General features: G+C 45.1%; 17 protein-coding genes. 14 read left to right on the top strand and 3 right to left on the bottom strand.

The features are described from left to right. The first annotated feature begins 52 nt into the window (after positions 1-52). Genes urtB through ureG form a run of 11 tightly spaced genes read left to right on the top strand, consistent with a single transcriptional unit; the run spans position 53 to position 9,327 of the window. On the top strand, positions 53-1,672 hold the full coding sequence (gene urtB / locus G496_RS0115220; protein ID WP_027180015.1) for an urea ABC transporter permease subunit UrtB: 1,620 nt from the start codon (positions 53-55) through the stop codon (positions 1,670-1,672). Position 1,673: 1 nt separating this feature from the next. After that, the gene (gene urtC, locus G496_RS20050; RefSeq protein ID WP_084407589.1) at positions 1,674-2,852 is read left to right on the top strand and encodes an urea ABC transporter permease subunit UrtC; all 1,179 of its coding nucleotides are present in this window, start codon (positions 1,674-1,676) and stop codon (positions 2,850-2,852) included. 1 nt (position 2,853) lies between these two features. Beyond that, positions 2,854-3,648, top strand: coding sequence for an urea ABC transporter ATP-binding protein UrtD (urtD, locus tag G496_RS0115210; protein WP_051295094.1), 795 nt, complete (start codon positions 2,854-2,856; stop codon positions 3,646-3,648). Between the two features lies 1 nt (position 3,649). Beyond that, positions 3,650-4,345, top strand: a complete 696-nt coding sequence (gene urtE, locus G496_RS0115205; protein WP_027180013.1) for an urea ABC transporter ATP-binding subunit UrtE — start codon at positions 3,650-3,652, stop codon at positions 4,343-4,345. Further along, positions 4,342-5,199 carry an urease accessory protein UreD gene (locus G496_RS0115200; protein ID WP_051295093.1) on the top strand — a complete coding sequence of 286 codons (858 nt, stop codon included), beginning with the start codon at positions 4,342-4,344 and terminating at the stop codon, positions 5,197-5,199. The genes urtE and G496_RS0115200 overlap by 4 nt, the downstream gene beginning before the upstream one ends. 18 nt (positions 5,200-5,217) lie before the next feature. Next, complete coding sequence (gene ureA / locus G496_RS0115195) at positions 5,218-5,520, top strand: urease subunit gamma (protein ID WP_027180011.1); 303 nt, start codon at positions 5,218-5,220, stop codon at positions 5,518-5,520. Between the two features lie 8 nt (positions 5,521-5,528). Continuing rightward, positions 5,529-5,837 carry an urease subunit beta gene (locus tag G496_RS0115190; RefSeq protein ID WP_027180010.1) on the top strand — a complete coding sequence of 103 codons (309 nt, stop codon included), beginning with the start codon at positions 5,529-5,531 and terminating at the stop codon, positions 5,835-5,837. A 10-nt stretch (positions 5,838-5,847) separates the two neighbouring features. Beyond that, on the top strand, positions 5,848-7,551 hold the full coding sequence (gene ureC / locus G496_RS0115185; protein WP_027180009.1) for an urease subunit alpha: 1,704 nt from the start codon (positions 5,848-5,850) through the stop codon (positions 7,549-7,551). Positions 7,552-7,554: 3 nt separating this feature from the next. Next, complete coding sequence (gene ureE / locus G496_RS0115180; RefSeq protein WP_027180008.1) at positions 7,555-8,001, top strand: urease accessory protein UreE; 447 nt, start codon at positions 7,555-7,557, stop codon at positions 7,999-8,001. 22 nt (positions 8,002-8,023) lie between these two features. Then, positions 8,024-8,695, top strand: coding sequence for an urease accessory protein UreF (locus tag G496_RS0115175; RefSeq protein WP_027180007.1), 672 nt, complete (start codon positions 8,024-8,026; stop codon positions 8,693-8,695). A gap of 23 nt (positions 8,696-8,718) precedes the next feature. Next, on the top strand, positions 8,719-9,327 hold the full coding sequence (ureG, locus tag G496_RS0115170) for an urease accessory protein UreG (RefSeq protein WP_027180006.1): 609 nt from the start codon (positions 8,719-8,721) through the stop codon (positions 9,325-9,327). Between the two features lie 75 nt (positions 9,328-9,402). On the opposite strand, the gene G496_RS0115165 is transcribed toward ureG, so the two are convergent. From G496_RS0115165 to aldA, 3 genes are all read right to left on the bottom strand, one after another. Continuing rightward, the gene (locus G496_RS0115165; RefSeq protein WP_027180005.1) at positions 9,403-10,395 is read right to left on the bottom strand and encodes a DUF6976 family protein; all 993 of its coding nucleotides are present in this window, start codon (positions 10,393-10,395) and stop codon (positions 9,403-9,405) included. Between the two features lie 8 nt (positions 10,396-10,403). Continuing rightward, positions 10,404-10,637: a hypothetical protein gene (locus G496_RS0115160; protein ID WP_027180004.1), complete on the bottom strand. Its 234-nt coding sequence runs from the start codon at positions 10,635-10,637 to the stop codon at positions 10,404-10,406. Positions 10,638-10,980: 343 nt separating this feature from the next. After that, positions 10,981-12,417, bottom strand: a complete 1,437-nt coding sequence (gene aldA / locus G496_RS0115155) for an aldehyde dehydrogenase (RefSeq protein ID WP_027180003.1) — start codon at positions 12,415-12,417, stop codon at positions 10,981-10,983. Between the two features lie 742 nt (positions 12,418-13,159). Between aldA and G496_RS0115145 the strand changes: the two genes are divergently transcribed. Genes G496_RS0115145 through G496_RS0115135 form a run of 3 tightly spaced genes read left to right on the top strand, consistent with a single transcriptional unit; the run spans position 13,160 to position 18,286 of the window. Next, the gene (locus G496_RS0115145) at positions 13,160-14,317 is read left to right on the top strand and encodes a YkvI family membrane protein (protein WP_034633615.1); all 1,158 of its coding nucleotides are present in this window, start codon (positions 13,160-13,162) and stop codon (positions 14,315-14,317) included. A gap of 11 nt (positions 14,318-14,328) precedes the next feature. After that, positions 14,329-15,498, top strand: a complete 1,170-nt coding sequence (locus G496_RS0115140) for a YkvI family membrane protein (protein WP_034633513.1) — start codon at positions 14,329-14,331, stop codon at positions 15,496-15,498. Continuing rightward, on the top strand, positions 15,491-18,286 hold the full coding sequence (locus tag G496_RS0115135) for an FAD-binding and (Fe-S)-binding domain-containing protein (RefSeq protein WP_027180000.1): 2,796 nt from the start codon (positions 15,491-15,493) through the stop codon (positions 18,284-18,286). Before G496_RS0115140 ends, G496_RS0115135 begins: the two co-directional genes overlap by 8 nt. Positions 18,287-18,352 lie beyond the last annotated feature (66 nt).

Genomic DNA, 18,352 nt, shown 5'->3' with positions numbered 1-18,352 from the left:
TTGTGCATCCGGGCCGCAAGGCCCGGGTGCTGCACGCATACCGAGTTATCTAATGAAAAATGTCCTTACAGTTTTTATAGTTCTGCTTACGCTCCTTTTCAGCATTTCCGCACAGGCTGCGGAAAACAGCGGATTGGAGGATGCGGTGGCATCTCTTGCCACCCACAATCGCAGGCACATGGTGTCGGTTATCAAAAACATAGGAGAGCTTGGTGATGTTAAGGCTTTGCCTGTTTTACAGGCTCTTATGCATCGTGATCTGAGGTTTGACGGTAATAAAGCGGTAATTGTCTATGATGATAAAGATCCCGTCTATGCCATGACCGGTGAACCTTTTACCGGCGATAAAAGTTCTCTTAAAAATTATCGCATAAATAATATGGTTCGCAGAGCCATCAAACCCGTTATAGCCGAACTGCAGCTTTATTCATCAAACCGGGAAGAAAGGCTTGCCGCAGCAAATGAACTTGCTGAAAAAGCCAATCTGCAGGCTGTTAACACAATTGAAAAAGTCCTTTCCACAGAGAAGGATAAAGAAGTGGCAGAAGCCCTTAAACTTGCTTTGGCCTTGACCTCGCTCAAAAGTAACGAAAAGGGACGTGAACTTAAAGCTATCCAGATTATCGGTGACTCCGGAAATCCGCTGCTGATCAACAGGCTGAACAAATTTATAGAAAAAGATGATCAGGGAAAATACGTTGTACAGGATGCTGAGATAGTTAAGGCCGCCCATCAGGCTATTTCCACTCTTAAGCGCAAGCAGATATTTGTTCGTGCCGCGCGTGACCTGTTCTACGGCATAAGTCTCGGAAGTGTTTTGCTGCTTGCTGCTCTGGGGCTGGCAATTACCTTCGGTCTTATGGGCGTTATCAATATGGCTCATGGTGAAATGCTCATGCTGGGAGCCTATTCCACCTATGCTGTACAGGAATTATTTGTAAAATTTATGCCGTCCATGACAGAGTGGTATCTAATTTTAGCTATTCCGCTGTCTTTCGCCATACCATGCGCAGTGGGAATGCTGCTTGAAAGAGGGATTATCCGTTATCTTTACGGACGTCCTCTTGAGACTCTTCTTGCTACATGGGGTATCAGTCTTGCCCTTATTCAGACTGTCCGTCTTATCTTCGGAGCCCAGAATGTGGAGGTCCGCAATCCTGACTGGCTTACCGGTGGGTTTCAGCTGACTGATGGACTTATGATTACTTATAACCATGTGGCCATAATTGTTTTTGTTATTTTTGTCGTAGCTCTGGTCTGGTTCCTGCTCAACAAAACCCCGCTCGGGTTGCAGGTTCGCGCAGTTACTCAGCGCAGATCAACAGCTTCAGCAATGGGAATTTATTCTTCCCGCATTGATATGTGGACTTTCGGACTCGGTTCCGGGATTGCCGGACTCGGCGGACTTGCTCTGACTCTGGTTGGAAATGTCGGTCCTGAACTTGGTCAGTCCTATATAGTTGATTCATTCATGGTCGTTGTTCTTGGAGGAGTAGGAAAGATTGCCGGTACTGTAGTCGGTTCCATGAGTCTCGGAGTAATCAATAAAATACTTGAGCCTTTCACCGGTGCCGTGCTTGGAAAAATCATCGTTCTCGCACTTGTTATTATCTTTATTCAAAAGCGTCCGCAGGGAATATTTGCTCTGAAGGGCCGCATGGCGGAGGACTGATATGAATCCTTACTCACATTTTCAATCAAGAAAGTCATGGTTTGTCATTCTTGTCATTTCGCTGATATTCATGGTGGTAATCCCTGTTCTCAATACCGCGGCTCCGGAGCAGTCATTCCTTCATGTCCCGGATTACATGATTCAGCTTTTAGGAAAGTTTCTCTGTTACGGTCTCTGTGCGCTGGCCATTGATCTGATCTGGGGTTTTACAGGTATACTAAGTCTCGGACACGGAGTCTTTTTCGCTTTCGGCGGTTACGCCATGGGCATGCACCTTATGCGGGCCATGTCGGGACTTGGAGTCTATAAATCGGATCTGCCTGATTTTATGGTCTTTCTGAACTGGAAAGAACTGCCATGGTTCTGGCTTGGATTCGATCACTTCTGGTTCGCTATGCTTATGATAATTCTCGTACCCGGAATCACTGCTCTCATATTCGGCTTTTTTGCATTCCGTTCAAGAATCAAAGGTGTTTATTTCTCTATCATAACGCAGGCTCTCACCTATGCTTTGATGTTGCTCTTTTTCCGGAACAATACCGGATTCGGAGGCAATAACGGATTGACGGACTTCAAGAGTCTGCTTGGATTTTCCCTGCTCGAACATTCTACCAAGCTCGGGCTTTACATCGCTTCCTGTCTTGCGGTTCTCTTGGGATATATGGTGTGCCGTTACATCACATCTTCAAAACTGGGCAGAGTGCTTACAGCTATCCGTGATGCCGAAGACCGGGTTATGTTTTCCGGGTATTCTCCATTGCAGTATAAACTGTTTGTCTGGACTCTCTCAGCCATAATGTGCGGCATAGCCGGTGCCTTGTATGTACCGCAGGTCGGAATAATCAATCCAAGTGAAATGGCTCCGGCAAACTCGATCGAGATGGCAATATGGGTTGCTGTGGGCGGTCGCGGTTCACTTATAGGAGCTCTGATCGGAACAGGAATCGTAAATGGAGCCAAAAGCTGGTTTACAGCTGTAGCACCCGAATACTGGCTTTATTTTCTGGGAGTCCTTTTTATCGGCACAACACTCTTTCTCCCGAATGGAGTTATCGGCATAGGCGGTCAGCTGAAAGCATGGATAGCAAGCCGTAAGGAAGAGGATGCTGATAACCAGCAGTCTGAAAGAGAGCTGAATGAATCTTCAGTCGGAACTCCGGTAAATAAGGAGTTGGAATGATATGGTAATTGAAAATACATGTTCGGACACGGCTGTGTCCACTGATATAGATGTAACCCACGGTGTTATTCTTTATGTTAACGGGGTTACCGTAAGTTTTGACGGATTCAAGGCTCTTAACGATCTGTCATTATCCATCAATGACGGCTCCCTTCATTGTATTATCGGTCCAAACGGAGCCGGCAAAACAACTATGCTGGACATTATCACCGGTAAAACAAGACCGGATGAAGGCTCGGTTTTTTTCGGAGCGGACCTGGAACTTACCAAACTTAATGAATATGAAGTAGCCCGGGCCGGTATAGGCCGAAAGTTTCAGACTCCCACTGTTTTTGAGCAGTTGACCTTGTTTGAAAATCTGGAACTTGCGCTGAAAGCTGACAAAAGATTGTTTCCCAGCCTTTTCTGGAAACTTAGCGCGGAGCAGAAAGACCGTATTGAAGAAGTCCTTAATATTATCGGTGCAAAAGATAATGGAAATATGCAGGCCGGACTGCTTTCACACGGACAGAAGCAGTGGCTTGAGATTGGCATGCTGCTGATGCAGTCTCCAAGGCTGCTTCTTCTTGACGAGCCCGCTGCTGGTATGACCCCGCAGGAACTGGAAAATTCCATTGAGCTTCTTAATTCCCTCAAAGGTAAACATACTGTTGTTGTCATTGAGCATGATATGGAGTTTGTACGCGCCATAGCCGAGCGGGTGACCGTTCTGCATGAAGGGCATGTGCTGGCAGAGGGCAGTATGGATTTTGTCCAGAACGATCCTAAAGTTGTGGAAGTTTATCTGGGAGTTTAAAATGTTCGAAATAAGTGGATTGGATCAGTACTACAGAAGCAGTCATACCCTTTGGGATGTTGGTTTTAAAATAGAACCCGGTTCCAGTGTCTGCCTCATGGGTCGCAATGGTGTTGGCAAGACCACACTGCTTAAAGCCGCTATGGGCCTTTTGCCGATTAAGAATGGAAAAATTATTTTCGAAGGAGAAAATCTGGCTCCGCTTCCCGCTGCGATAAGAGCCCGCCGTGGTATAGGTTATGTCCCTCAGGGACGTGAAATTTTTCCGGGGCTTACTGTGGAAGAAAATTTAACAGTGGGGCTGACCGGGAGAAGGGACGGGCTTAAAACTATTCCTGAAGAAATTTATGATTTCTTCCCGGTTCTTAAAGAAATGCTGCACCGCAAGGGCGGGGATTTGTCCGGTGGGCAGCAACAGCAGCTTGCCATAGGCCGTGCTCTCGCATGCGATCCTAAAATGCTCATCCTTGATGAACCAACTGAAGGTATTCAGCCGAATATTGTGCAGATGATTGGTGATATCCTGATCAGACTTAATGAAGAGCTTGGCTTAACCATACTGCTTGTTGAGCAGAAACTTAAATTTGCGAGAATGGTCGGGCGGAGTTTTCTGCTGATGGACAGAGGTCATATTGTTGCCGATGGAGCTATGGATGAGCTTGATGATTCTCTGGTTAGCGAATATCTGACAGTATGATTAAATTGGAAAGTACATCTTCTCTATCAGGCGATAACGGTTGGAAGGGGGAGCTTGAGCTGGAGTTTTCTCCGGCAGGCAGTAAAACCATTATATCTGCACGGCGGCATTTCGGTCCTCTGGCTATCCAGCGTCCGTTTTATCCTGAAGGTGAAGAAGTCTGTCATGTTTATGCCCTGCACCCTCCGGGCGGTATCGTCGGGGGGGATAGTCTGCATTATGATGTGACCGTAAGAAGCGGAGCCCATGCTCTGATAACGACTCCATCCGCCGGGAAATTTTATCGAACTGCGGCAACAGCTGCGAGTCAGATACAGGAGTTGTCTGTTGAGTCGGGTGGTGCTCTGGACTGGCTGCCCCTTGAAACAATAGTTTATCCGGGATCAGAGGCACGTCTTGCCACCAGAGTAAATCTGGAAGGGGATGCCGCTTTTTTCGGGTGGGAGATTATCTGCCTTGGTCTGCCTGCTTCCGGTTCTTTGTTTACTGAAGGAAAATTTATCCAGACCATGGAAGTTTTCCGGGATGGTGAACCTGTCTTCATGGAGAGGGGAACATATTCTGGTGGATCAGCAATGCTTGATCAGCAATGGGGGCTATCAGGTAATACTGTTTTTGGAACTCTTGTCGGAACATTTGAAGATAAGGATGAACTGGATAAGCTTCGCACGTTTTTTAAAAGCGAAGCCGGAAACGGGGAAGTTGCTCTGACAGCTATGGACGGGCTGACAATATGTCGCGCCATAGGGCATTCTGCTTTTAGAGTAAGAGACCTTCTGACCGAAGCGTGGAACGTGATGCGCCATAAACAATCAGGGCGGGCCGGTTGTCCTCCCAGAATCTGGAATACATAGCCACTAAGGAGTGTCTGTATGAAACTTTCATCTAAAGAAAAAGACAAGCTGCTTATTTTCTGCGCCGGTATGCTGGCTACCCAGCGTAAGGAAAAGGGGCTTAAACTCAATTATCCGGAATCCATTGCCTACATAGCTTCCGCTCTGCTCGAAGGAGCGAGGGAAGGTCGGACTGTGGCTGAGCTGATGGACTATGGAACAACTCTGCTCACTCGTGATGATGTGATGGAAGGAATTCCTGAAATGGTTCATGAAGTTCAGGTTGAAGCAACTTTTCCGGACGGCACCAAGCTGGTAACCGTTCACAATCCCATTCAGTGAGGCGAGTTATGATACCGGGAGAAATTTTTTACGAAGACGGTGAAATAGAACTCAATGCAGGACGTGAGACCGTCAAGGTTGAAGTCAGCAATACCGGAGACCGTCCGGTGCAGGTCGGCTCTCATTATCATTTCTATGAAGTCAATTCTAAGCTTGATTTTGACCGTGCTGCCGCAAGAGGTTTCAGGCTCAATATTCCTGCCGGAACTGCTGTCCGCTTTGAGCCGGGGCAGGTGCGCGAAGTTGAGCTTGTCGCTTTGAGCGGTAAACGTATTGTGCATGGCTTTAACGCCAAAATTTCAGGCAAATTGGATTAAGGGGGACGGCATGGCTAAAATTTCCAGAAAAGCATACGGCGATATGTTCGGTCCCACAAAGGGCGACCGGGTTCGTCTTGGCGATACTGATCTTATTATTGAAGTAGAAGAAGACAAAGCCATCTATGGTGAAGAAGTCAAGTTCGGCGGAGGCAAAGTCCTTCGTGACGGAATGGGGCAGTCGCAGGCTGCAAATGATGTTGCTGTTGACTGTGTCATAACAAATGCTCTGATCCTTGATTACTGGGGAATTGTTAAAGCTGATATAGGTATCAAAAACGGGCGTATTCATGCTATCGGTAAAGCGGGTAATCCAGAAACCCAGCCCGGAGTAGACATTGTGGTCGGACCCGGAACTGAAGCCATAGCCGGTGAAGGTCTTATTGCCACGGCTGGCGGAATTGACGCCCATATCCATTTCATTTGTCCGCAGCAGGTCGAAACAGCCCTTATGTCCGGTATCACCACTATGATTGGTGGAGGCACAGGCCCGGCTGCCGGAACCAATGCCACAACCTGTACTCCCGGTCCGTGGAATATCAGGCGGATGCTTGAAGCTTCCGAGAGTATGCCTATGAATTTCGGCTGGCTCGGCAAGGGTAATGCCTCGCTTCCCGCCTCGCTTGAAGAACAGCTTGAAGCAGGAGCAATGGGGCTTAAGCTCCATGAAGACTGGGGTACAACTCCTTCAGCTATCGATAACTGCCTGAATGTTGCTGAAAAGTATGATGTTCAGGTCGCCATACATACTGACACCCTTAATGAATCAGGCTTTGTTGAAAGCACCATTGCGGCTTTTAAAGATCGCACTATTCATGCCTACCATACTGAGGGGGCCGGTGGCGGACACGCGCCTGATATTATAAAGGCCGCAGGAGCCCAGAATGTGCTGCCGTCATCAACTAACCCAACCCGTCCGTATACTGTAAATACAGTTGATGAGCACCTCGATATGCTGATGGTCTGCCACCACCTTGATCCTTCCATTCCGGAAGACGTGGCTTTTGCTGAATCGCGTATTCGCAGAGAGACAATAGCTGCTGAAGATATTATGCACGATCTTGGCGCTTTTTCCATGATTGCATCAGATTCTCAGGCTATGGGCCGCGTGGGTGAAGTTATAATCAGGACATGGCAGACAGCGCACAAGATGAAAGTTCAAAGGGGAGCTTTGCCGGAAGATTCATCACGTAACGATAACTTTAGAGCCAAACGCTATATTGCCAAATATACAATAAATCCGGCAATTGCCCACGGTATGTCTACTGAAGTCGGTTCCCTTGAAAAAGGTAAAATGGCAGACATCGTGCTCTGGAATCCTGCATTCTTCGGGGTCAAGCCGGATATGATTATCAAAGGCGGAGTTATTGCTGCGGCCCCTATGGGCGACCCCAATGCCTCCATACCGACTCCGGAACCGGTACATTACCGTCCCATGTTCGGAGCTTTCGGTTCAGCTGTGAACCGTACTTCGGTAACTTTTGTTTCCGATGCGGCTTTTAAAGCCGGTATTGGAGAAAAGTATGCTCTTAAAAGGGATGTTCTTCCTGTTTCAGGAACCAGAACTGTCCGTAAAAAGGATATGGTGCTCAATAGTCTTGCACCCAGAATAGAGGTTGATCCTCAGACTTATGAAGTGCGTGTAGATGGTGAACTGCTGGTCTGCGAACCTGCTGAAGTTCTGCCACTGGCTCAGAAGTACTTCCTGTTCTAAATTATGCTGAAGTTTACCAGAGTTCTTGCAACTCCGGTTGATAGACCGGACTTTCTGCTGACATTGCCTTATGCCTACCGCAACAGGTCCAGACAGAAAGTCCGGTTTGATTCCGGTGAAGAGGCCGGATTGTTTCTGCCGCGCGGAACAGTTCTGAAAGATAATGACTTTCTTGGTTGTGAAGAAGGGCTGACGGTTAGAATTATTGCTAAAAAAGAGCAGCTCTCTCAGGTGAAATTTTCAGATCATCTGCAAATGGCGAAAATATGCTTTCATCTGGGTAACAGACATGTTCCGCTCCAGATAGATAATAACAGGGTCTGCTATAAGTTTGATCCTGTTGTGGATGAAATGCTGCGGGGCATGGGCTATACAATCGAATTGACCGAAGAGGCTTTTCATCCTGAATCCGGTGCTTATCATCTGCCGGAAATTAAGGTTGCATGGTAAAAAGAATTAAAGAGAATATATTATGAGTTCCTCTCCGCAGTTATTGAGGCTTATGCAGCTTGCCAGCCCGGCTCTGCCCGTTGGCGGTTTTGCTTATTCACAGGGTATGGAGTGGGCGGTTGAGAATGGACTTGATAATGAAAGCCTGATCGCCGACTGGGTTTCCGGGCTAATGGAAACGACACTTGCCGGTCTTGATGTTCCGATTTTGAAAAGGCTGCATGAAGCATGGAATGAAGGGAATCACGAAGCTGTAGAAAAGTGGTCGGCATTTCTCTATGCTTCAAGGGAAACCTGCGAGCTGAGACTGGAAGAGTTACAGACTGCCGGAGCTTTGGCGAAGCTTTTAAATGATCTTGAAATTACAGATGCTGTAAAGTGGATAAGGCATCCTCGCAGAACATATTGCAATATGCTAGCCCTTGCAGGTAGCCGTTGGAATATCGATATTGCTGAATTATGTTCCGCCTATCTCTGGAGCTGGATGGAAAATCGAGTAGCTGCGGCAATTAAATCTGTTCCGTTGGGACAGACCGCAGGGCAGCGGATACTATCATCCGCTGTTGAAACAATTCCGGTATGTGTCCGCTCTGGTCTTGAGCTTGAAGACTCTGAAATCGGCGGAACCTCATTCGGGCAGGTCATGGCTTCGGCATTGCATGAAAGTCAGCGAACCAGACTTTTTCGGTCCTGATCAATTTTTCAAAGGAGAATTTTATGCCACAGGCATTACGCGTTGGAATTGGTGGTCCTGTCGGTTCCGGCAAAACGGCTCTTATCGAACAGTTGTGCCACGCCCTGCGCAATGATTATGAAATAGCAGTAGTTACAAATGATATATACACCCGTGAAGATGCTGAATTTTTAACAAGACGTGCGGCTCTTCCTCCTGAAAGGATCAAAGGTGTTGAAACCGGGGGATGTCCCCATACTGCCATACGTGAGGATGCCTCAGCCAACCTGATTGCGGTGGATGAATTGTGCGCCGCTTTTCCTGATCTTGATCTGGTGATGGTTGAGTCTGGAGGTGATAACCTCAGTGCTTCTTTCAGCCCGGAACTGGCTGATTTAGCCATTTATGTTATTGATGTTTCCGCCGGGGATAAAATTCCCAGAAAAGGTGGCCCCGGTATAACCAAAAGCGATCTGCTGGTAATAAATAAAACTGATCTGGCCCCTATGGTCGGAGCTTCGCTTGAGGTTATGGATAAGGATGCCCGGGCTCAGCGCGGGGACAAACCTTATGTCTTTGCAAATATGAAAAAGAAAGAAGGGCTTTCCGAAATTATCGCCTTTATTAAAGATGAGGGCATGCTTGGAAGTTAGCGCTTTAGTCTATATAAAATTTATAAACGGCCTGAATATTTATTATTCAGGCCGTTTTACGTATTCTTGGAGTCATCAGTCCTCTATATCCACATAGACAAGGGTCTGGTTTAAAAGCTGATAGGCAATTTCTCCGAAAGTGAGCGGGCCTACAAAAGGTTCGGTCTGTTTTCCAGCAAGATCAGAGTACAAATAATTTAATATGCAGTTGCATGAAAACAGAATTGTTTTTCCATCAACTTCATTTTCTTTGATCTGCCGGACAAATTCTGCTGCATAATCATCAACAGGTTTTGCATGTTTGTACTCAATTCCTGAAAATACAGGGGCATAAAAAGCAACTCCGTCATTACTTGAGGCATGTTGAAAGCTTATGTTGACGCGCGCTCCGTAATAATCAGCCACAAGGGGAAGTTTGATATCAAGATTCTTTTTGCTGATATAATTTGCGTAGTTAACCCTTTTGCCGTTTACAAAAACATCCTGAGTTGAAAAAGATTTTTCCTCAAAGGTCAGGGTGTCCTCTGAACCTTGCTCAAAGAGGTTGATTATTCCAACGTCAACACTTTTACCTTTCACCATATCAACGTGCATAACCAGAGCTTCGTCTTCGAATTCTTCACCAGTTTCCCCGTTGAAAACCTTGGGTTTAATTTTGTCGATATCTTCCAGTAAAACACCTGAAATCCAGCCTACGAGCGGTTGTGATCCGAAATTATTGAAATTCGGGGCGTTTAAGGCAAAGGATATATGCGTTGAGCTGGACGCCGGGATAATTATGAAGCTGATTCCACCTGTACCGGCATCGGTATAGACATCATCAATTGATTTTGAATCATAGCTCCTGATGTTAATCTCTTCCGCTATTTCAGAAATATCAGTTACAAAAAGTTTATCCTTGGATGAAATTCCACCTTCTTCTCTGGAGATGAAATAAGGTATTGACCCGCCGATCCATTTTCCCTGCGGGAGTTGTTTGAAGAGGCTTTCATCACCGGCAAGAAGCAGAGTCTTTCCTGCTGAAATTTGCTCAGCGGCTTCATTGATGTTCATCAGTTGCTGCTGCATTATTCCTCCTAGCTGAAAATAGTTTTAATATCTGCTCTTGCCGAAGCATTGTCAGCATTTCTTAGATAAAGTGTATATAGTTCTTCTACTGCGTCTGATATTTTTTGCGGTGAGTTGTCTTCTTTTATACTGCGGATTAAACGCCCCAACATAATTTTGGCTGCTAAAAATTTAAGGGAGTATGTTTTTTCCCCTGTCACTATTTGCTGCCATTTCAGATCTTCTACTGAAGGAATTCCCATAGGCTGTACCCCCGACCATGCTTGAAAAGGTGCTGCTGTTGAAGTCTTATAAGTACTACTTAAAGTGATTTAACTTACTGTGTAAAAAGAACTAAAAAATAAAAAATTATCTTGAAAAGTTATTTGGAAGCTAACATTTTTCAGCTTGTATGTCCTCTCCTTTTTAAAAAAGCTTACTAAAAAGGTGTCGGATATGATGCTGCATGTTCTGGATATGTAATTAAAATTATAAAAAAGACCTGCTGCGGATTTTACCCGTAGCAGGTCTTTTTATATTTGAGTGCATATTTGCCTGTTGAATCAAGTAGTTCGCTTCAACTGACAGATGGTGTGACTTTTTACTTTAGTATTGAATATAAGCAACATGAGTCTGCAAATATTCATAAAGACCATGCTTGCCGTCTGCTCCGCCGATACCGGATTTTCTCCAGCCTGCATGGAATCCCTGCATGGCTTCAAAATGTTCGCGGTTGACATAAGTTTCACCGAATTTGAGTTCATTGATGGCGCGCATCATTTTCTCAATCGATGTTGTGAAAACTGAGGATGTGAGTCCGTATTCACAATCGTTAGACAGGGCCAGAGCTTCGTCAAAGTCGGAGACTGTTACCACAGGGAGTACCGGTCCGAATATTTCTTTACGGATTATTTCCATATCCTGACTGCAATTACCAAGCAGTGTCGGTTTGTAGAAGTATCCGGTTTTCATTTCAGCAGGGCGTTCACCGCCGACCAGAACTTCGGCTCCTTCAGTTTTTGCTTTTGCCACCATGGCTTCAATTTTTTCAAGCTGTCCTTTATTGACCTGAGTACTCATATCCGGGTTCGGGTCTTTAAAAGGATCACCATAAGTAACTTCGGACATGGCTTTAGTCAGTTTTGCCATAAATTCATCTGCTACAGCGGATTCAACATAAACTCTTTCCGCGCAGTTGCAGACCTGGCCGCTGAAGATAACTCTGGAAGCCACAATAGCCTTTACTGCAAGATCAAGATCAGCGTCTTTGCAGACAATGCAGGGAGCCTTGCCACCAAGTTCAAGGGATGTTTTTGTTATGTTGGGAGCTGAATCAGCGATAATTCTTTGTCCGGCTTCAACACTTCCTGTCAGTGTGACCATGCCGGTTTTAGGACTTTTTACCAGAGCGGAGCCGAGGGTTGAGCCTCTGCCTGATACAAAGTTTGCCACACCACCGGGAAGTCCCAGCTGGTCGACAAGTTTTGCAAACTCGAAAGTGGTGTTAGGGGTATCACTGCTTGGTTTTAAAACAATTGAGCTTCCGGTCAAAAGGGAAGGAGCAACTTTTCTAGCCATAACAAAGAACGGGAAGTTCCACGGGCAGATTCCAACGATTACTCCGATGGGCTGCCTGTAGAGCAGAATATTTTCTTTGGGGCGGTCGCTCTGAATTACTTCACCTTCATATTTTCTGGCCCAGCCGGCATAATAATCAAAATATTCAGCGGTAACATCAATTTCAACCTGAGCCAGACCTGAAACTTTAGCCTGCTCTTCAGTCAGCGTGTCAGCCAGCATTTTCCGGTTGTCTCTGATGGCCTGGGCCATTTTCTTAAGATATCCTGCGCGTTCGGCAACAGGAAGGGCTGCCCATGAAGGCTGGGCTTTTTCTGCTGCTTCAAGAGCCTTTTCCGCATCTTCCACATCACCGTTAGGAGCGTGGGCTATGATTTCTCCGGTATAAGGATTTTCAACTTCGATAATATCCTTGGAATGTGATTCACAAAATTTACCATCTATATATTGCTGGTATGTTTTCATGGAAAAGATCTCCTCTGTTAAATGGTTGATGTATTGCCTGATTTTTTTACATCTGTTCTGTTTTATATTCCTGTAGAATTTTAAAATCAAGAAACAGTGTAAAAATGATAGTAAGATCAGTAAAAAAGATATTCAAAAGGTCTCTAAATTGAAAATAAGTATAGATTTATTCAGCATACAAAAATTGAATTCTCTCATTACATTAATATGTTATTTAATTAGTTATGTAATAACATAAAGTAAACACTATTAAAAAGTTTATATTAAATCTGTTTTACAAATTAGTCGGCATTTATGGCTGATAAATGGATTTTTTCTGCTTTATTTTTTCCGGCTGTCGGCAAAATTATAAAAAGCTTTGTTCTGATTTAAAGAATAAAAAAATATGATTATTGTGGAATATCGTTGAAAAGCAGGGGGGGATGATATAGGGAAGAATATTCTATTTACATGGTTGTAAATATCTTTGCATCTATTGAAATTGAAACTGTGTTCATCGCACAAATCGGGATAACCTTGTGTGTCCTTATATTGTTGCACCATAGTTTTGGTTGCTCATTCACCTCTGTCTCTTGTTTGCCGTTGGAAGTCCTTCCAGAATAAACTTCCTGCTATTTTAAAAGTTTTATTGATCAGCATTTTTTTGATTTTATGAAAAAAATGACCGGCGGTCATTATCGGGTGAACAAAGCTTCTCCGCAGATTGGCCTCAGATTTATCAATCTTTAACCAAACTAAAAAAATGAAGAAAATTATTCCGGCTCATCTTGCGGTAGCTTTTGTATGGTTCAGTTCCCATTTCGGAGGTGGGTTTGCTTCGGGCAGGCAGATTGTTGCTTTTTACCTGAAACATCAGTGGACATCCATTTTCATGCCAGCAGTATCCATGCTGCTTATGGCAATGACCTTGTATTTTTCGATGGTCATTGCTGCCAGATTCAAAGTCTATGATTACAGCAGCTGGTCTAAAAAAGTTTTCGGACCTACTTCCGCGGTAATGTCTCCGCTTTTCGAAATTCTTTTCAATATACTTATGGTTCTTGTGACGGCTGTTGCTTTTGCAACCGGAGGATCAACCATCGCCAAAGCCTTTGGAACGTCTTACATGCTGAATACTGTAGGCGTTGCACTGGTTATCTTTTTTCTCACAATTTATGGTGCAGCTTTGGTCAGAAAGTCGGCAACGATTGTTTCACTCATTCTGATAGCCTGCATGTTTATTATATACATCCCCAATATTATAGCCTTTTTTCCCAATATTATTAAAAATTTTGCGGCCATTAAAAGTGGGGCGATCGTCACCGGAAGTCCTGACACATTACTTGATTCCCTGTGGTGGGCTGTAAAGTACGGTGCGCTGCAATGCTGCGCTATCGGTGCATATATTGTTCACACTCAGGCCTGTCCCGATAAAGCAAGCCTCAAAAAAGCCGCGATTGTTGGTTTTATTATCAATACCGGAATGATGTATCTGACCTATTTCGGGATTCTCGCTTTTGCTGATCAGGGTGTTTTAAAAGAAGCTGTTCCGTCACTCTATGTTGTTATGAACGGTGTTGGTGGAACATGGATGACCATGCTCATTTCGGTCTGCATTATTCTTGGTGCTGTCTCTACAGGCGTTGCCCTTGTTTACGGCACTACCAACAGAATTGTTAATTACCTCGGGCGCGATTTAGACAGTGACGAGAAGAAAAGAAAACGTGGAATTCATGCTGTTGCTTCATCGTCTGTTATTGTTGTTGCCTGCTGGTGTGTTGCTCAGTTCGGCCTTATTCCGCTTATTGGTAAGGGCTACAGCAATATAGGCTGGGTAACCCTGCTTGTTCTTACTTTGCCTGTTCTGCTCAGAGGATTCGGAATCTGGCGTTTTTCTAAAAAAGAAATCGGCGAAGCCTAGGGAATTATATTATGAAAAAAGTTGTTCCCGGATATCTCGCCATTGCTCTGGTCTGGTTCAGTTCCCATTTTGGCGGAGGATTTGCCTCCGGTCGTCAGATTGTTGCTTTTTATCTGAACCATAACTGGACATCTATTTTCATGCCTGCTGTATCAATGCTGGTCATGGGGATTTCCATGTACTATGCAATGGTCATTGCCAATAAGTTTAAAACTTATGACTACAGCAACTGGTCTAAAAAAGTTTACGGCGGGATAGGTTTTTTTGCGGTTCCGATCTATGAGGTTCTGGTTAATGCAATTTTACTGCTTGCAACCTCTGTTGCTTTTGCAACCGGAGGGACAATCTTATCCAAAATTTTCGGCACATCATACATGTTGAATACTTTTGGGATTGCCGCAGTTATTTTCGTGTTTACTATCTATGGTTCGGAATTGGTCAGAAAATCGGCTGCGGTTGTCTCCGTAATGCTTATTATAAGTATGTTTCTGATTTACCTTCCTAATATAATACACTATTTCCCTAATATTGTTAAAAATATGACAGCAATAAAAAGTGGTGAAATAGCGTTTAAAGGACCTGATTCCTTTTGGGATGCCTTATGGTGGGGCGTAAAGTACGGTACCCTGCACTGCGCGGCAATAGGGGCTTATATTGTTCACGCTCAGGTTTGTCCGGAAAAAAAATGTCTCAAAAAAGCCATCGGAACAGGAATTTTCATCAATTGCGTAATTATGTATCTGACCTATTTCGGCATTCTTGCTTTTGTTGATCAGGGCATCCTTAAGGAAGCTGTTCCCGCATTGTTTGTAGTTATGCACGGAGTCGGTTCAAGCTGGATGACTACCCTTATTTCCGTATGCATTGTGGTCGGAGCTGTGTCTACAGGAGTGGCACTTGTTTTCGGCACCACAAATAGACTCGTAACTTTTATGGGTCGCAATTTAGATGAAAAAGAAAAGGCACGCAGACAGCGTTTTCATGCAATGATATCTTCCACAATTCTGGTTGTCGCCTGCTGGTGTGTAGCTCAGTTCGGACTTATTCCGCTTATCGGAAAGGGCTACGGCAGCATGGGTTGGGTAACCATGGTCCTGATTACAATTCCCCTGATACTGCGCGGGATCGGCTTGTGGAAATATAAAGAAGACGCTGAGAAAAAGGAGGCTGGCGTTGCATAAACTGGTTAATGATATGCGGCAGTATATACCTGCCGAACGAATTTACGACCACCCCGCGCTTGTTAAGACTTATGCCGTTGATGCGAGCTATTTTGAGCCGCAGGCGAAGCTGGTTGTTGATGTTAGAAATCCTGCTGAGATAGTCAGGGTTCTTGAGGTTTGTTCACGTAATAACATCGGGGTCACTTTCCGCGGCGCAGGAACCGCGGTGAGTGGTCAGGCCTGTGGCAATGGTGTGCTTGTTCGTCTTAAAGGTCCCTTTTGGAACCGGATAGAGGTTCTGGACAACGGCCAGTTGTTCTGGTCGGGAAGTTCTCCCACTGGTGTTGACGTTAATCAGGCTCTTGCTCCATTCGGACGTAAGATGGGAGCTGATCCGGCTTCAATGGCATCCGCTTCTATGGGTGGAATCATTGCCGACAACTCTGCCGGAATGTGCTGCATGATTGAGGATAACTGCTACAACTCTGTGCTGGGCATGAAAATTATTCTTGCCGATGGTACATATCTGGATACCACAGCTGAAGAGAGTGTTGCTGATTTCCGCAAATCTCATGGAGAGCTGCTGGCCGAGCTGTTAAAGTTGCGGACAGAAATAATATCACAGCAGGATGTGGTTGAAAGAATACGTAAAAAATATTCAATCAAGAATACCATCGGTTATATGGTCAACTCGTTTGTTGATTATGATGATCCCATAGATATTCTCATGCATCTTATGATCGGTTCGGAAGGAACTCTTGGTTTTATCCATGAAGTTCTGATGAGAACCGTGCCTACTCTTCCGGTGAGAGCTGTAGGACTGATGTTCTTTCCTTCTCTTGCTGTGGCTACAGATGCAGTTATTGCCATGAAGGGGAATTGCAAAATCGATGCAGCCGAGGTTCTGGATTATAACTGCCTGACAGCTATGCAGAACCTTAAAGGCATCCCGGATGTCATGAAGTCCCTTGAAGATGGGGCCTGTGCAATGCTCATCGAGACAAAGGCTGAGAACGATGAAGCCCTTAAGCAGAATATGTCGGATATTCTGGAGATTCTTGGTAGGTTCCCTTCGTTATCCGAACAGGAATTCACTACTGATGATAAAACCTGTGAACATCTGTGGAATATCCGCCGGGCCTTGTTCCCGGCTATCGCCAATTTCAGAGAACCTGATGAGTTTGTCTTTACCGAAGATATCAATATCCCGGTTTCAGACCTTGCCGAAGGGTGTGAGTCTTTCCAGAATCTGTTTAACAAGTACAATTATGCCGCAGGAATAATGGGCCATGCTTTCCATGGCAACCTGCATTTTTCAATTCCTGTTAAAATTGCTGACCCTGAAGAAGTAGACAAACTTCACCATTTCATGGTCGATCTTGTTGACCTCATTACAAAGCGTTTTGACGGATCTTTGAAGGCCGAGCATGGAACCGGACGGGCTATGGCTCCTTTTGTCTGCAACGAATGGGGAGAATTCCTGTATTCGGTGATGCTGAAAGTGAAAGATCTTTTTGATCCGCAGGGAATTTTAAATCCGGGCATTTTGATCAGCGATGATAAAAAAGCCCATGTCCACGGATTGAAAAGTCCGGTTGCCGCTGATCCCAATATTGATCTCTGTATTGATTGCGGTTTTTGTGAGCAGGTCTGTCCTTCAAGAAATATCGGGCTTACTCCTCGGCAGCGCATAAGTCTTATCAGGGCTGTCACCAAGCTGAGGAGCGAAGGAAAAGACGATATTGCCGATGATTGGGAAGAAGTGTTCAACCGTTATGGTGAACAGCTTTGCGCAACTGACGGACTTTGCGGCATGAAATGCCCGCTGGGAGTTCATATTCCGGAGTTTATCAGAGAGCGCAGGGGCAAAAAACATTCGCAGCGGGCCTTGAAGACTGCTGATTATGTTGCCGGACACATGGCCGGAGTTCTTAAAGGCGTATCCCTCGGTTTAAATGGAATGTCACTTGCCCAGAAAATTATTGGCGACTCAGCAATCGGGGCAATGGCTTCATCCGCAAGATTTCTTTCCGGCGGCAGAATTCCTCTCTGGAATAAAGCAATGCCTAGTGGAGGAAGCAGCATTCCTGAACTTAATCTTCAGTCCGGATCTGAAAAGATTGTTTACTTCCCCTCGTGTGCCGTGCGCAGCATGGGACCCGCAAAAGGGGATGATTCGGAACCGTTGATGGATGTAACCGTCAGACTGCTTGAAAGGGCCGGCTATGAAGTAGTTTTTCCTGATTCCATGGATAAGCTGTGCTGCGGCAAGGCTTTTGAAACCAAGGGGCTTAAGGAGCATGCTGATGAACTTGCTGCCGGTCTTGGACAGGCTTTGCTGAAGGCTACCGAAAACGGAAAATATCTGGTCCTTTGTGACACCAGTCCATGTCTTGACAGAATGAAAAAGACGCTTGATAAACGTCTTACTTTGATGGACCCTATTGAGTTCATTGTAAAAAAAGTTGTTGATCGTCTTGATTTTAAAAAGCTTAAAAAAACTGTTGCCCTGCACCCGACCTGTTCAACAAGGGCAATGGGGCTTGATGGATTTCTCACGGAGCTGGCCTCGAAATGCGCAGAATCCGTAGTTGTTCCCAAGGGTATAAATTGTTGTGGCTTTTCAGGAGACAAAGGCTTTCATAAGCCCGAATTAAACGCCTCCGCTCTTGAAGGTTTGAGAGAGCAGATCGCTGATTGTGATGAGGGTTACAGTGTGTCAAGAACCTGTGAAATAGGCCTCACACTTCACGGTGGAAAGACTTACCGCAATATATTGTATCTGGTGGAAGAAGCTACGCGTTAAAAGATTATGCGTTCAGTTCTGGTTAAATAAAAAACGTCCCGTATTAATATGCGGGACGTTTTTATT

It is taken from the genome of Maridesulfovibrio bastinii DSM 16055, assembly GCF_000429985.1.
Lineage (GTDB): Bacteria > Desulfobacterota > Desulfovibrionia > Desulfovibrionales > Desulfovibrionaceae > Maridesulfovibrio > Maridesulfovibrio bastinii.
Note: the sequence above shows the minus strand (reverse complement) of the source record. Positions and strands in the feature narration are given on the sequence as shown.

What these genes read in the sequence shown, in the direction of transcription:
- ureA (WP_027180011.1), top strand. Translation starts at nt 5,218, where the DNA reads ATGAAACTTTCATCTAAAGAAAAAGACAAGCTGCTTATTTTCTGCGCC.
- urtB (WP_027180015.1), top strand. Translation starts at nt 53, where the DNA reads ATGAAAAATGTCCTTACAGTTTTTATAGTTCTGCTTACGCTCCTTTTC.
- urtD (WP_051295094.1), top strand. Translation starts at nt 2,854, where the DNA reads ATGGTAATTGAAAATACATGTTCGGACACGGCTGTGTCCACTGATATA.
- G496_RS0115145 (WP_034633615.1), top strand. Translation starts at nt 13,160, where the DNA reads ATGAAGAAAATTATTCCGGCTCATCTTGCGGTAGCTTTTGTATGGTTC.
- aldA (WP_027180003.1), bottom strand. Translation starts at nt 12,417, where the DNA reads ATGAAAACATACCAGCAATATATAGATGGTAAATTTTGTGAATCACAT.
- ureG (WP_027180006.1), top strand. Translation starts at nt 8,719, where the DNA reads ATGCCACAGGCATTACGCGTTGGAATTGGTGGTCCTGTCGGTTCCGGC.
- G496_RS0115190 (WP_027180010.1), top strand. Translation starts at nt 5,529, where the DNA reads ATGATACCGGGAGAAATTTTTTACGAAGACGGTGAAATAGAACTCAAT.
- G496_RS0115140 (WP_034633513.1), top strand. Translation starts at nt 14,329, where the DNA reads ATGAAAAAAGTTGTTCCCGGATATCTCGCCATTGCTCTGGTCTGGTTC.
- urtE (WP_027180013.1), top strand. Translation starts at nt 3,650, where the DNA reads ATGTTCGAAATAAGTGGATTGGATCAGTACTACAGAAGCAGTCATACC.
- G496_RS0115175 (WP_027180007.1), top strand. Translation starts at nt 8,024, where the DNA reads ATGAGTTCCTCTCCGCAGTTATTGAGGCTTATGCAGCTTGCCAGCCCG.
- ureC (WP_027180009.1), top strand. Translation starts at nt 5,848, where the DNA reads ATGGCTAAAATTTCCAGAAAAGCATACGGCGATATGTTCGGTCCCACA.
- G496_RS0115200 (WP_051295093.1), top strand. Translation starts at nt 4,342, where the DNA reads ATGATTAAATTGGAAAGTACATCTTCTCTATCAGGCGATAACGGTTGG.
- ureE (WP_027180008.1), top strand. Translation starts at nt 7,555, where the DNA reads ATGCTGAAGTTTACCAGAGTTCTTGCAACTCCGGTTGATAGACCGGAC.
- G496_RS0115160 (WP_027180004.1), bottom strand. Translation starts at nt 10,637, where the DNA reads ATGGGAATTCCTTCAGTAGAAGATCTGAAATGGCAGCAAATAGTGACA.
- G496_RS0115165 (WP_027180005.1), bottom strand. Translation starts at nt 10,395, where the DNA reads ATGCAGCAGCAACTGATGAACATCAATGAAGCCGCTGAGCAAATTTCA.
- urtC (WP_084407589.1), top strand. Translation starts at nt 1,674, where the DNA reads ATGAATCCTTACTCACATTTTCAATCAAGAAAGTCATGGTTTGTCATT.